This window comes from Devosia algicola (genome assembly GCF_028816455.1).
In the GTDB taxonomy this organism is placed as follows: domain Bacteria; phylum Pseudomonadota; class Alphaproteobacteria; order Rhizobiales; family Devosiaceae; genus Devosia; species Devosia algicola.
On sequence record NZ_CP118246.1, the window covers coordinates 2,805,140 to 2,818,030 of the forward strand.

15 protein-coding genes, 1 tRNA gene and 2 pseudogenes are annotated in these 12,891 nt (G+C 56.5%); 6 read left to right on the forward strand and 12 right to left on the reverse strand.

The window, feature by feature from the left end; translation table 11 throughout:
• Positions 1-8 precede the first annotated feature (8 nt).
• The gene (gene aroA / locus PSQ19_RS14955; protein ID WP_282218383.1) at positions 9-1,352 is read right to left on the reverse strand and encodes a 3-phosphoshikimate 1-carboxyvinyltransferase; all 1,344 of its coding nucleotides are present in this window, start codon (positions 1,350-1,352) and stop codon (positions 9-11) included.
• A 205-nt stretch (positions 1,353-1,557) separates the two neighbouring features.
• Here aroA and PSQ19_RS14960 point away from each other — a divergent pair, with 205 nt between their 5' ends.
• Positions 1,558-1,971, forward strand: coding sequence for a TIGR02300 family protein (locus PSQ19_RS14960; protein WP_282218384.1), 414 nt, complete (start codon positions 1,558-1,560; stop codon positions 1,969-1,971).
• A gap of 209 nt (positions 1,972-2,180) precedes the next feature.
• Here the strand turns inward: PSQ19_RS14960 and PSQ19_RS14965 are convergent.
• Positions 2,181-2,474, reverse strand: a pseudogene (locus PSQ19_RS14965) (MarR family winged helix-turn-helix transcriptional regulator); the annotation flags it as partial.
• Positions 2,475-2,504: 30 nt separating this feature from the next.
• Positions 2,505-2,696, reverse strand: a complete 192-nt coding sequence (locus tag PSQ19_RS14970) for a hypothetical protein (RefSeq protein WP_282218385.1) — start codon at positions 2,694-2,696, stop codon at positions 2,505-2,507.
• Positions 2,697-2,747: 51 nt separating this feature from the next.
• On the opposite strand from PSQ19_RS14970, the gene PSQ19_RS14975 reads away from it, so the two are divergent.
• From PSQ19_RS14975 to PSQ19_RS14990, 4 genes are all read left to right on the forward strand, one after another.
• Positions 2,748-3,395 (forward strand): glutathione S-transferase family protein, encoded by a 648-nt coding sequence (locus PSQ19_RS14975; protein ID WP_282218386.1) that lies wholly within the window; start codon positions 2,748-2,750, stop codon positions 3,393-3,395.
• A 206-nt stretch (positions 3,396-3,601) separates the two neighbouring features.
• Positions 3,602-3,677, forward strand: a tRNA-Ala gene (locus PSQ19_RS14980).
• Between the two features lie 341 nt (positions 3,678-4,018).
• Positions 4,019-4,186, forward strand: coding sequence for a hypothetical protein (locus PSQ19_RS14985; protein ID WP_282218387.1), 168 nt, complete (start codon positions 4,019-4,021; stop codon positions 4,184-4,186).
• A 73-nt stretch (positions 4,187-4,259) separates the two neighbouring features.
• Positions 4,260-4,502, forward strand: a complete 243-nt coding sequence (locus tag PSQ19_RS14990; protein WP_282218388.1) for a hypothetical protein — start codon at positions 4,260-4,262, stop codon at positions 4,500-4,502.
• Positions 4,503-5,085: 583 nt separating this feature from the next.
• Here the strand turns inward: PSQ19_RS14990 and PSQ19_RS14995 are convergent.
• The 9 genes and pseudogenes from PSQ19_RS14995 to PSQ19_RS15030 all read right to left on the reverse strand — a co-directional run bounded on the left by PSQ19_RS14995 (position 5,086) and on the right by PSQ19_RS15030 (position 12,034).
• On the reverse strand, positions 5,086-5,274 hold the full coding sequence (locus tag PSQ19_RS14995) for a hypothetical protein (RefSeq protein ID WP_282218389.1): 189 nt from the start codon (positions 5,272-5,274) through the stop codon (positions 5,086-5,088).
• Entirely contained in the window at positions 5,267-5,743 is a 477-nt protein-coding gene (locus tag PSQ19_RS15000; protein WP_282218390.1) for a hypothetical protein, read from the reverse strand. The genes PSQ19_RS14995 and PSQ19_RS15000 overlap by 8 nt, the downstream gene beginning before the upstream one ends.
• A 10-nt stretch (positions 5,744-5,753) precedes the next feature.
• A complete protein-coding gene (locus tag PSQ19_RS19940; protein ID WP_407649005.1) occupies positions 5,754-6,116 on the reverse strand; it encodes a Gfo/Idh/MocA family oxidoreductase in 363 nt (120 codons plus the stop codon).
• A 25-nt stretch (positions 6,117-6,141) separates the two neighbouring features.
• Entirely contained in the window at positions 6,142-6,816 is a 675-nt protein-coding gene (locus PSQ19_RS15005; RefSeq protein ID WP_282218391.1) for a ThuA domain-containing protein, read from the reverse strand.
• 55 nt (positions 6,817-6,871) lie between these two features.
• Positions 6,872-7,924, reverse strand: a pseudogene (locus tag PSQ19_RS19945) (ABC transporter ATP-binding protein).
• A gap of 79 nt (positions 7,925-8,003) precedes the next feature.
• The gene (locus PSQ19_RS15015; protein WP_282218392.1) at positions 8,004-9,296 is read right to left on the reverse strand and encodes an ABC transporter substrate-binding protein; all 1,293 of its coding nucleotides are present in this window, start codon (positions 9,294-9,296) and stop codon (positions 8,004-8,006) included.
• A gap of 100 nt (positions 9,297-9,396) precedes the next feature.
• Positions 9,397-10,227, reverse strand: a complete 831-nt coding sequence (locus PSQ19_RS15020) for a carbohydrate ABC transporter permease (RefSeq protein ID WP_282218393.1) — start codon at positions 10,225-10,227, stop codon at positions 9,397-9,399.
• Between the two features lie 78 nt (positions 10,228-10,305).
• Entirely contained in the window at positions 10,306-11,172 is an 867-nt protein-coding gene (locus PSQ19_RS15025; protein WP_282218394.1) for a carbohydrate ABC transporter permease, read from the reverse strand.
• A gap of 16 nt (positions 11,173-11,188) precedes the next feature.
• Positions 11,189-12,034: a sugar phosphate isomerase/epimerase family protein gene (locus PSQ19_RS15030; protein WP_282218395.1), complete on the reverse strand. Its 846-nt coding sequence runs from the start codon at positions 12,032-12,034 to the stop codon at positions 11,189-11,191.
• A 117-nt stretch (positions 12,035-12,151) separates the two neighbouring features.
• On the opposite strand from PSQ19_RS15030, the gene PSQ19_RS15035 reads away from it, so the two are divergent.
• Complete coding sequence (locus PSQ19_RS15035) at positions 12,152-12,868, forward strand: hypothetical protein (RefSeq protein WP_282218396.1); 717 nt, start codon at positions 12,152-12,154, stop codon at positions 12,866-12,868.
• Positions 12,869-12,891 lie beyond the last annotated feature (23 nt).

The window sequence follows — 12,891 nt, forward strand, 5'->3', positions numbered from 1 at the left end:
CCCCAGGCTCACTCAGTGGTTTCAAATTCAACACCCAGGGCGCTGAAACCCGAAATGAAATCGGCCAGACGCGCCATCGTCATGGATTGATCGTCAAGGGCAACCGGCTGGCTGGTGGCCATGCCCATGACCAGAAAGCTCATGGCAACGCGGCTATCGCCATTGGTTGCGACGCGGGCGCCCCCGGTTTTTTTGGCGCCACCACTGATCCGCACGCTATCGGCGTCCAGACGTGCCTCAACACCATTGGCGGCAAGGCCTGCAACCACACTGGCCAGGCGCTCGGTGTGAACGGGCCGCACATCGCCAATGCCCAACATTGTGGTTTCCCCCTCGGCAAAGGCGGCGGCAATGGCCAGTATCGGATAATCGTCGATCATCGCCGCGACCCGGTCGGCAGGTATAGTCAACCCGCGCAGATTGGAATGACGCACTCTTAAATCCGCAATATCCTCGCCACCGATCTGGCGTTGATTGAAAAACGAGATATTGCCGCCCATTTCCAACAGCGTATCAATAAGCCCGGTGCGCGATGTGCTCATCAGCACATTGTCGATCACCAGTTCCGATCCCGGCACAATCAGTGCTGCAACAATCGGAAACGCCGCCGCTGAGGGATCACCGGGGATCACCAGATTTTGGGCCCGTAGATCGGGCAAGCCAGCCATTTCAACCATCGCATCGCCCGATTTCGGGGTGGTGACGCGGACATCGGCACCAAACTGGCGGAGCAGGTTTTCGGTGTGGTCGCGGGTGGCAACCGGTTCGATAATGGTGGTGGTGCCCGCAATATTCAGCCCTGCCATCAACAGCGTCGATTTGACCTTGCTCGAGGCGATTGGCAGGCGATAGTCGAGGGGTCGCACTAATTTTGGACCGCGCAGGGTCAGCGGCAATTGGTAGTCGGCATGCTCGATGACCTCGACCCCTATCGCCATCAGCGGATCGAGAATACGGCGCATCGGGCGGGCCGACAGCGATGCATCGCCAATAAAACTGGTGGCAAAGCTATAAGGTGCGGCCAGCCCGATGGTCAGCCGCGCGCTGGTCGCGCTTCCACCGAAATCGATTGGCGCAGTCGGGGCCATCAGCCCGCCAACGCCCAGCCCGTCGACCGACCAATGGCCATCGTGCTTTTCCACGCGCGCCCCAAAGGCGCGCATCGCCTGCGCCGTAGCCAGCACATCAACTGATTCGCGCAACCCTTTGATGATTGTCTGCCCCAGCGCCGTGGCGCCCAATATCAGCGCGCGATGCGAAATCGCTGCGTCTCCAATAATTGTGAATTGCCCTTTGAGCGCCGTAGCGCGGGCAATAGATGTCGGACGGGCAGAATCTGGTTGTGAAGCCATAAGGACCGGGGCTGACGCGAAGTGTAACAAAGCTGTGAGCGCCCCATATCACATCCGCACGTCATTCGACCACTACCGGTTGATCGGCGCTGCATGGCTGCCATAGGGTGGATGAGTACATTTTCGGTTTGACAGAGGCAAAATTTGCCCATAACCGGACTGACCAAAGCGGGCTTTGACCGCATAATTCATATGAGGGACCTTGATGGCCAGTTCCGAGCGCGGCACCAAGCGCACCGATCCCGATACGGGCAAGAAATTCTACGATCTCAATCTCAATCCGATTGTGTCGCCCTATACGGGAAAATCCTATCCCCTGTCCTACTTCGAGGAAGTGGCGACCAGCAAGATCAGCACTGGACGCGCTGCCAAAGGCACCGAGGAAGAGGTCGAACTCGTCAAGGACGATGAGGCAAAAAGCACCGACAGCTCCGGGCCCGAAATCGTTTCGCTGGAAGATGCCGACGCCGAAGAAAGTGGCGACGAGGAAATTCCAGATACCGACGATGTTGAAGTCGATGACGAATTGTCCGATGACGAGCAGGACGTCTTTTTGGAAGAGGAAGACGACGACGATGACGATCTGGCGTTCAAGGTCGGCAGCGACGACGACGCCTGAACCTGGAAACGCGCAGATTTGAGCAACAAACTCGCTGGGCGCTCCCGGTGAGTTTTTGTTTTTAGGCTCTCTTCGTTTGCCGCCCGAATAGCCGCAAAAATCCGGCCGGCCGCCACGATGTCGTCTTGTGAAACGCCGGCAAAGGTTTCCGACCGCAATTGGTTGAGAACAGTTTCGATCTCTGCCAGTCGCACCTCCCCCTCCGGCGTCAGGCTGACCAGATTGGCGCGCCGGTCCGATGGATCAGGCACCCGCACCACCAGCTTTGCTGCCTGCAGATCATCGATAATCCGCACCAGCGAGGGGCTTTCCATGCCGCAAAGTTCGGCCAGGACGTTCTGGCGCACATTGCCGCCCAACCGGCCCACCCACACCAGCGGCGCAGCGCCCGCCTCGGCAACCCCGTGCCGGGCGATGGCATCGCGCGCCAGTTTGCGCCATTGGCGGGACACGATGGCCAGGTCCCGGGTGAATTCGCGTAGTTGTTCTGCAGGATCAGTCATCGGATTTTGTTAGCATCCCATTGGTATCGATCAAAGCGCAATTGTTCGCACCACCAGCGCCGTCTTGGGTGTCTGCCCCTGCCAATCGGGGCAACCGGCCTCATCTGGCATGAATAGCGTCAACACCCGCATTGGTCGAGCCATATTGGTTGCGATTGCAGGGACGGGTCTCGGTGCGCCATCGGGTGGCGTCATAAAATTGACAGCTATGCTGGTTGCCATGGCATCAACCAATTGGCAAAAAGTACAAAAACCGCAAGGAATTGTAAGGCAGTGACCCAAAAACTGATCATCTGGACCTATGATTGGCTGCCCGAGGGGCCGCGCGGATTTGTGCGCGACCTGCGCCTGCGTTGGGCGGCGGAAGAGGCGGGCCTGCCCTATGATGTGCGCACCATCGCGTTCGAGGATCGTGCTACCAATCATCTCGACCGCCAACCCTTCGGGCAGGTCCCGTTCCTGACCGATGGCGACATCAAAATCTTTGAAAGTGGTGCCGGTCTGCTGCATCTGGCGCGCAAGAGCGAAAAGCTGATGCCGCGCGATCCGATCGGGGAAGCCGAAACGCTGCAATGGGTAATCGCCGCGCTCAATTCGATGGAGATGGTGACCGTTCCCTGGTGGTTTCTGAAAATGTCGGGTGAGCACGATAATGGTCTGACCGACTGGACCGACAGTCGGCTCGCCCACCTCGAGGCCGTTCTAGGCCAGCGGGAATGGCTGGCCGCCAACAGCTTTACCGTCGCCGACCTGCTGATGGCGGATGTGCTGCGCGTGCCCACCGTGCGCGCCCACGGCAACCGGCCTGCAAGCGAGGCCTATGTCAAGCGCATGACCGCGCGCCCCGGCTTCCGCAAGGCCTATGCCGATCAAATGGCGCATTTCGCCGCTTCAGACCAAAAACGCGCTGAGTGCCGATGATTGATGGCTACGGGGTTTGAGATACAGAACAATACCGAGCGGCGCGCCACGTCACACCCAAGCGCATGGCCCAATCGAACAGCACAGCCACGCCACACAGAAAATCATGTCAAAACAGTCAAATTAGCCCCTTGCGTCTCGTGGCGAGCCTTGAATAGGTTGCGCCTCGCTTCGGACGGGAATTTCCGCCGTGCATCCCTTGGAATGGGGCCTTAGCTCAGCTGGGAGAGCGCTTGCATGGCATGCAAGAGGTCAGCGGTTCGATCCCGCTAGGCTCCACCAATTTACCCATGTGTTTTCAAATACTTAAGTCGAACGCTGAGGCATTTCCCCCCGCCGAACTGGCGTTGGGTAGCACGGGGAAGCACCGCGCAGTAGTGCTTCGCTATAACTTTTTTCGCACCCTATGGTACGCTGAGACTAACCAAAATAAGAGGCGATAGTGCGAATCTTCAATATTATCGTGCTGGCCGGCGCGCCCCAGTGTAGCCCCGGCATTCGGACAGGCCAACAATGTCGGGCTGGGGGCCGTGAAGTGTGCGGACTTCTTGCCCTATGCTCTATCCGAGAACGGGCAGAACGCCGCATATGATTGGGCGAGCGGGTTCGTTTCCGGATTTAACTTGGCCACCGCAGTCGATACCGGCAAAATTTATGACGTATCGAACTTTAAGCCCATCGGCGTGGTGAAGGCCATGGTTGCTTATTGCCGCGCTCACCCCGATCAGCCTGTTATCGCTTCGGTAGATCGAATGCTGGCGGGTCTGCCCTACGTCGAGTCGCAATTCTAACAACTTGGCCAGAGCGGCAGGGCCTTACATCATCGTTTGAAGATAGCGCCTGGCCATAGAGCGAGTTCGCGTCGTGCAAGTTGCCCCTGATCTGCTTGGAGAGACCGCTCACGACGCGGCCCAAGTCGGTCTGGCCACCGAACGCCCCACCACCTTCGCCGTTACTCACAATGTGGTTAAGCGCGCGCGTGATGTAATCGATCTGCCGTGTGTCAGGCATGCGCAGATTGGTCACGCTGCCGTCTTCGGCGATGTTGGCCAGAATCTGTTCGGACTTGACGCCTTCGCCGGCCATGAGCCGATTGGCGAGCCTTGATAGTTCCAGGCGCGGCCCGCTCGACCCGCCCAAGCAATTCGGTCAAGCCTCGGCCGGCTTCGGTGGAATAGTCGATCGGCGTTTCGTAGGCGGCATCATAGGCAGAGCGTCGAGCCGGGGCCGTCGACCTGCGCAGATCGCTCATTGCGGTTGCGTTCGGCTTCGGTGCGCCAAAGGTGGAGTCGAGCGCTTGCCCAACCTTGCCAACAGTACTCACCAGCGGCAGCCTCTTAACACCCTGTGCTGCCAGATAACTGAAAAACGGATCGGAGCCTATCTACGAGGCGTGGGCGCTGATCGAGCCACATGCGCTGAGGCAGGTCTCAGAAAAGGCTCGACCGGGACTGGGTGCAGTCCTGTCGCGATAAGCTCACGAAGATCGCTGCGGCCTGTCCTGAAGTGACACCAGCCGAACTCGAGGATCTCGAGACCGACCTGCATATCTGCGCATACGCGGACTTTGGGAACCCGATCCTGCGCCGGACGCTCCGGTCGACCCGGCTGATCACGATCTCGACGACGTAGATGTTTCAGCGAACACTGGGCCTTCTTGCCGAAGATTCGTTCATTGGCGAACACCTCTCTATGCCTGCCGTTTGGCCACCACGTCTAGGGCAAATCCTTCTTCAATAGGCGCAGGGAAATCGACGCGATCGCCGATCGCGGCCGACCGATAGGCCGCGAGATAGACGGCGGTCGATTTTGAGGAATTGGTAAAGCCAACGGCTGGCTCGGCTGCGCCCTCGATCCACGCGATCAGCGAATCACTCAAAACCTTGTACTCTGGAAGGCTCGTGACCGGGATTCAACGATCCTTCAAATATAACGTGTCTGCCATCGCTATTGGTCAAAACTACGGTCCCGTCACGGTTAATCTCAAGCAAGCCAAGCGTTCCAATGATGCGGATGGCTGTCTTGCCGACATGTGGTTTGCCTCCCTCCAGAAGAAAACGGGCACCACCCGTTAACTCGCCATAAGCGACTGAGTGTTCCTCGATGACATGTCCATAACCGCGTTTGGCACCAGTGCAACGAACCTGACCCATGACCCATATCGGATCGGCTTCGCCTTCGAAGAACCTAAACATGTCGTGCCAGTGTGCGCCCCATTCCATCTGGTCCCAGCCGTCAAGCGAGGCAGCATAAAGTACGCGCTCGCCGATCGCGCCGTCGACTATGGCTTTGCGTACTCTAACGTACAGAGGTCCCGGGCGACGGCAATAGTTAACGATGAGCTTCATCTTGCTTGTCTTACAGGCAGTCTCTATCCGAGCCAATTCCGACTCGCTGAGCACCATCGGTTTTTCGCAATAGACGCCCTTGACCCCTGACTTCGCGCAGAGCCTCAACCAAGTCTGCATGTGAACCGGCGTATGTGCATATGCTGACGATATCAGGTTTGGCCCGCGCAAGCATGTCGGCAGCAGAATCGGACGCGAACTCGACCTCAAAGTTCTTCACATAGCTGGCTAGGTTTTCGGCATTTAGATCGCATGCGCCAACAATCTTGGCGTAATCGCATCGTGACCAATGCCGCCCGTGGGCGTGGCCGATGCTGTGTGCCCCAACGCCTTCGCCGCCTTTGCCGCAACCTATGACTGCAACTCGATACATAATATTCTCCTTGTTGGGCCGCCGCTTAACGGTTCAGCAGGTACTTAATTGAATTCACAATTAACTTCTGGACGTTCCCATGCTCAAAGGCTCGCATGTCGTGGCCGTTGCCGACATAGACCGACTTGCCTGCACCTGGGATGCGTCCTCCTTCGATTTCGAACAAAATTGGCATTTTGGCCTTTTCATATTCGATGTGCGCGATGACTTTGACCGCGACATCCGGCGCCATTTGAACGTTGAAATATGTTTCGTCCTCGACCTCGAAACTATCGACACCTTCGACGATGGGATGGGAGATGAGCGGACGGAAGGTCTGCACTGTAACCGGAGTGTGCAAAGTTACCCCCCAGAGCCATTTGTATCCAAGCAGACGTCCATATTCGGGCCAGTCGTCATAGCTGGCGATGCCGCCGTGATAGCAAAGCAGTGGTCGGCCCGATCCGACGTAGTCGCGGATAGCCTGCTTGCGGATTTCTGACAGTGGCTCATAGTTCAGCGAACCGGCCCATTCCGCACTCATGCCGGTCCAAAAAAGACCCATGGGAACTAGTAAATCGACGTCATCGAGATTGTCGAACGCCGGCGCTCCCTCAACTATTTGGCAGTCAAAGCCCGGCCCCAACAGCTTGGCGACCTCATTGGCTTGTTGCGCGACGGGGTGGAACAAGGGGCCGCCGACTTGGAAACGAATCGTCATCGTTCAAACACCTTCTATATAGTTGCCGCCCGATCCCGGGCTAGCCTTGTTGGGTTCAATCGTCCGGTTGGCGGCGATTGCCATCTTCTGAAAATACGTGGACAGTTTCGACGGCTGGCAGCACCCGCAGCGTATCGCCGGGACTAACTTGCAGCCGTTCGCGGAACAAGCAACTCAATGTCTGATCGGCGACGACACCAGATACGTGTGTTTCTGAGCCAGTTGGCTCAACAGTTTCAACTAGGAGCGACACGCCATCGCTTGCGACTCGCACGTGCTCGGGTCGGACACCATACAACACTGCGTGCTTGTCGGTGCCCGTCGGCAAAGGCAAAATCGGCCCACCGGGCAGCCGAAAATAGCTGCCTTCAACGACACCTCGCAACAAGTTCATCGCCGGACTGCCGATAAACGCCGCAACAAAAATATTGGCGGGATGATCGTACAGTTCGAGCGGCGTGCCGATTTGCTCGATGGCACCATCGCGCATAACCACGATGCGGTCGGCCATGGTCATGGCTTCCACTTGGTCGTGCGTTACGTAGATTGTTGTGGCCCCAAGCCTGCGGTGTAACGATTTGATGTCACCCCGCATCTGAACACGCAACTTGGCGTCAAGGTTGGAGAGTGGTTCATCGAAGAGAAACACCTTCGGGTCACGAACAAGCGCTCGCCCCATTGCAACGCGTTGCCGTTGACCACCAGATAGGGCGGCTGGAAATCGATCCATGAGCGTCGTTAGTCCCAGTGTCTCGGCGGCCGACCTGAGCTTTTCGGCGATTTCGGTCTTGCTATGCTTTCGGAGCCTTCAACGAGAACTCGATGTTCTCGCGCACAGTCATGTGCGGGTAGAGCGCATAATTCTGGAATACCATGGCGATATCGCGGTCCTTTGGCGCGACGTCCTCAACAGACCTTCCACCTATTACGATCTGCCCCCCGACGCCTCTTCCAGTCCCGCAATCGTCCGAAGCAGCGTGGACTTGCCGCATCCGGAAGGGCCGACCAATGCCACAAATTCGGTGTCGGAAACGTCGAGGTCAATACCCTTCAGGACAAGGAGCGCGCCGAACGCCTTTTGCAGCCCGCGGATCATTACTTTCGCCATCGGCGTTCCCTCACGAATTTTTTTATCGACGGCACGCAAGAAAATCGGACGGCACACGATGCGCCGTCCACTGTTAATGTTAGTTGGTGAGTTCGGCGTCCACACAAGCGGTGATCTTGGCCAAAGTCGGCTCAACCTCCGCTTGTTGGCGGACAATCAGATCAATGTCAGGTTGGATGCACTTGCTACTCACCTCGGCCCAATTGAGCGTGAATGGCGCAAAGCGAATTGAGGCGAGCGCCTCCTCGTTGGGCTTCAACGTATCGATGAATTCAATATCCTGTTTGGCATACCAGTCGAAAGAGGGGATATGCGCTGGCGGATAGATGGCGCCCAGATTAGCCTCTTTGTAGGCGTTCTCATAGCCGGCCTGACCCAGGAACTGAGTTATGAACTCCCACGCGAGATCTTGGTTGTCGGACGACTTCAGGATCGTGTATGCAGTGCCCCCTGTGGGATAAACACGATTGGCTGTATCTTTCACTGGCCCCAAAGCGACCTTGATGTCCAATGCCTTGAACTCTTCCGGGCTGCCGACCGCAAGCCACATTCCTCCAATCATCATGGCAACTCTGCCATTCAGGAACAGTGTCTTGCAGCCATCGCCAGGATCGCCCATGGCCTCAAGTGACTGCACTGTGGGCATAACTTTGTCTTTATACATGAGGTCAAGATAGAAGTTAGTCGCATCAACTGCGGGCTGCTGGTCGATCATTGACATCTTGGGTGCCTTAGAATCATCCACCAATGCACCGCCGCCGCCGTACAGGAAATACGTCCAACTGTCTTGAAAGTCTGAAGCCATGCACAATCCGAATTCTGGCTCACTGCCCGAAGCGTCGGACAACTTCAGAGCAGCGGCGCGCATATCTTCCCAGTCCCATTGGTCTGTCGGTGCGTCAACGCCCGCCGCTTCGAGCATGGCCGGGTTATAGAACAGCATTGCACGTGGCTGCGCATCGTAAGGAATGCCGTACACCTTGCCTTCAACCGTGTAGCGGTCGATTAGCGCAGGAAAGAAATCGCTGAGCGAGAAATTTGGTGTATTTTCGAGATAGGGCGTTAGATCCTGAAGGATATTTCGGCTAACGAACTGCGGGAACGGCGTGTTTTCGACAGCAGCCACGTCTGGTGAGTCGCCGCCTGCGATCTGGCTGGTGAGCTTCTGCAGGTATTGATCGAATGGGGTAACCTGCACCTCGATCTCTACATTTGGATGAATGGCCTTGAATGCGTTCACAAGCCCGTCCCAGCCGGCAACTTTGTCGACCGGGTAGAACGACGCAATCACCAGTTTTTCTTGGGCATGGACTTGGGCCATTCCTGCCACAGTCATGGCAACCGCCAGCGCTGAAGATACAATAAGTTTCACGGTAGTTCTCCCTTTTGGTTTTATTGCAGCACGACTTTACCGGTGTGCACGGCATCTCGATTTTGTTCGCTCTTCAGCTACAACTCCCGCCAACGAGCGGCTATTTTAGGCCTGAAATCGCCACCCCCTCGATCACGTGCCGCTGCAGGGCAAGAAACACCACTATCAGGGGCATGACAGTCAATGTTGACCCAGCCATCAGGACACCCCAGTCAGTGCCGTAAGGTCCTGATGCTAAACCCGCGATGCCAACGGTCAGCACCTTGAGACTTTCAGAATTGATAACGACGAGCGGCCACAAGAAGTCATTCCAGAAGGCGACAAAGGCGAATATTCCCACGACGGCGAGGGCAGGCCTCACAAGAGGCAGGATGATACGCCAGTAGATAGTGAAGTGGCCTGCGCCATCGATTTTGGCAGCCTCCTCCAGTTCCGCTGGAATGGTCAGCATGAACTGACGCAGGAGGAATGTGGCGAACGCACTGCCCAAAACCGCTGGCCCGATCAATGCCATGTAGGTGTTAACCCAGCCAAGATTGCGCACGACGATAAAGGCCGGAATCAACGTCACGACGTTTGGCACCATCAACGTTGCCAGGAAGACAAGAAAGAGCCCGTCTCGTCCCGGAAAGCGCAACCGCGCGAACGCATAGGCGCCCATCGAACTGAACAGCAATTGTCCCAGAACGATGACAATGGTGACGAACAAGGTGTTGATGAACTGACGTAAGAACGGAATGTAGGAAAAGAGCAGTTCGTAGTTGCGGAATGTAGGCTCACGCGGCAACCACGTAGGCGCCGTTGAGAGGATATCGGACGGAAGTTTGAATGATGTGGCCACCATCCAGATAAAGGGCACCAGCGCGATAGTTGCGCCTGCAATCAGTGTCGTGTGAAGCAATAGAGCGCCGATGATCTTGCTAATTTTCACAGGAATTCCCGCCTCAACGAAATTGCGATGATCGCCTGCCCATAAGTCGGACCTGCGCAATGGTGATGATGAGCATGATTAGGAAAAGGACGTAGGCCATTGCCGATGCGTACCCCATTTTGAAGAACGAAAACCCGTTCTCCCAAAGGTACTGCACATAGACGCGGGTGGAATTGCCCGGCCCCCCTTGGTCATGACGAAGACGAGATTGAAAACCTGGAACGAGGCGATCAGAGATGTTGCCGAAACGAAGAAAATCGTGGGCATCAGCAACGGCAGCGTGATCTTGAAGAAAATTGTGATTGGTCCGGCCCCATCGATGCGGGCCGCTTCATAATAATGTTTGGGAATGGCCCTTAGGCCCGCCACAAACAGCACCATGTTGTAGCCAGCGGTCTGCCAGATGCTGACGATAGCGATGGAGACCAAAGCCAGAGTGGGATCACCCAGCCAATTGGGCGCAGGCAGGCCAACGCCCCTCAGAAAGACGTTGAGGACGCCGTAATCAGGATTATAGATCCACTTCCAGACCAGCGCGATTGCAACTGTGGAAGAGACATAGGGCAGAAAGAAAATTGCTTGATAAAACCGAATGCCGCGCATCTTGCCGCTCAGCCCAAGAGCCAGCAGCAACGACAGAATTAGCCCACCAGGGATCACCAGAACAGTGTAGAATAGCGTGTTTCTAAGGCTTGTCCAAAAGAGTGCGTCGCTCCAGAGTGCAACATAGTTGTCGATCCCAATCCAAGAGGCCTCCCCAAGAAGGTCCCAATTGGTGAAACTTATTGCCAGGCCTGCGATCACTGGTACGACGACGAAGAGACCGATGCCTAAGACATTGGGCGCGAGAAACACCGCGGCATACAATGACTCGCGGAGCCGTTCGCGCGAGCGACGTCGTGAGGGCCTCCAAGCTGTTGCGCTGGTTGTATCTGTGGCTGTCACGTTTCGGGTTCCACCTCTACCGCGCCAGCCGCGCGCCGATGACCTCACGTAAGAACGGCAAACTCCGTCTCGCCTGATCGATTGTGCCACATTCGACCGAGAATATTATCTCACGATCGAGTGGATCAAGAATTTTGAGCACGCGTTCCCAATCTACGACGCCATCACCGCATGCACAACCAACCGGAGTGCCCGTTACCTTGCCGCGTTCCTTTTCTGATTGATCGAAACTGATGTCCTTGGCGTGAACGTGCAGCACCTTGTCCCGAACGCGCTCTAACCCCTCGTATGGGTCCTCGACCCCGGCCAGATACGAATTACCTGTATCCCAATTCACACCGATCCAAGGAGAGGGGCACAGATCGACGATGCGTTGCAGGCCGGCACTTGTCTTGGTATAGACCCCGTGAGGCTCAATACAGAGATACACCTTGTGGCGCGTCGCCACCTGCTCGGCTCGGCGCAAAGTGTAGCGCATGGCTTGGTGAGCATCTTCGTCGTTCATCCAGTCCGGCTTGAGCATCTCGTCGGTGTTAACGAACCTCGCACCGACCGCGTCGGCAAGCACAATGGCCCGGGTCAGGCGGTCGACGGCAGCCTCAGGCTTCATGAGGGGACTATGACCGCTGATGCTCGACACTTTAACGCCTTGAGCGGCACATATCTCAGCCATCAACAGCGGATCTTCTTCCATCGAGAAGGAGTGGAAGTAGCCTACCTCACTAAGCAGTTCCCATCCGGTGTGCACCATGGGCTCTACATAATCATAGCCTAGCTCGGCCGCGACAGCCACGCCCTTGCGGAAATCCATGTCGGCACTGCGTACAAATTCCATGTTCGCCGCGATGCGGTAGGTGGCCATTGCCTTCTCCATTACGATGTGGCCTTATTGGCCGCGTTGCCTATTCGTAGGCATGGCAGGCGAGAGCGTCTTGCAGAATATGCTGCTGGTAAATTTTGCAACTATTGGAACTGAACAATGTCGACGGTTTTCCGGTACGGAGAAGAGCTTTACGAGGCGGATACCTGCGAGCCGTTGCGGATGGCGGTCGAAAAAGGCGAGTTGGAGCTTACTGCGCTCGCTCGGGGTGATTACCCGGGTACCACGATGCCCAATTCTTGGCTGCCTGGTGTACGGACCATCGGTTACTGGGACGCGCCGCGGCAACAGTCGTGGGGGCTTGATTGGCACCGCAACGAAGGCATCGAGTTTACCTATCTTGCAGGCGGCTCGACACCGTTTTCAGCCGACGGGATCGAATATGATCTTGGAAAAAATCACCTAACTATCACCCGGCCATGGCAAAGCCACCGTGTTGGCGACCCGAATGTGGCCGCCAGCCGCCTTCACTGGCTCATTCTTGATGTGGGCGTGCGCCGTCCAAACCAGGTGTGGAGATGGCCAGACTGGTTGGTGCTTTCCTCCGAAGATGTGCGTCGACTGACACAACTTCTGCAATTGAACGAACATCCAGTTTGGTTTGCCAACGACTCGGTCGGCGCGACTTTTGAGGCAATAGCCGAGGTGGTTTCCAACCCCACCGCCAGCACGCGTCAGTCGCGACTTCAACTGCTGGTGAATAACCTGCTCGTGGACATTCTTGAACTTTTAGAAACTCAATGGGTGCCCCTCGACATCGAGCCTGACGTCAACAAAGCGAAACGTGCAGCTGTTTCTCAAAGACTTGCAAGATAGTGTCGAACAGCCCTGGACGCTTG

What these genes read in the sequence shown, in the direction of transcription:
- aroA (WP_282218383.1), bottom strand. Translation starts at nt 1,352, where the DNA reads ATGGCTTCACAACCAGATTCTGCCCGTCCGACATCTATTGCCCGCGCT.
- PSQ19_RS14960 (WP_282218384.1), top strand. Translation starts at nt 1,558, where the DNA reads ATGGCCAGTTCCGAGCGCGGCACCAAGCGCACCGATCCCGATACGGGC.
- PSQ19_RS14970 (WP_282218385.1), bottom strand. Translation starts at nt 2,696, where the DNA reads ATGGCAACCAGCATAGCTGTCAATTTTATGACGCCACCCGATGGCGCA.
- PSQ19_RS15000 (WP_282218390.1), bottom strand. Translation starts at nt 5,743, where the DNA reads ATGAAGCTCATCGTTAACTATTGCCGTCGCCCGGGACCTCTGTACGTT.
- PSQ19_RS19940 (WP_407649005.1), bottom strand. Translation starts at nt 6,116, where the DNA reads ATGTATCGAGTTGCAGTCATAGGTTGCGGCAAAGGCGGCGAAGGCGTT.
- PSQ19_RS15005 (WP_282218391.1), bottom strand. Translation starts at nt 6,816, where the DNA reads ATGACGATTCGTTTCCAAGTCGGCGGCCCCTTGTTCCACCCCGTCGCG.
- PSQ19_RS15030 (WP_282218395.1), bottom strand. Translation starts at nt 12,034, where the DNA reads ATGGCCACCTACCGCATCGCGGCGAACATGGAATTTGTACGCAGTGCC.
- PSQ19_RS15035 (WP_282218396.1), top strand. Translation starts at nt 12,152, where the DNA reads ATGTCGACGGTTTTCCGGTACGGAGAAGAGCTTTACGAGGCGGATACC.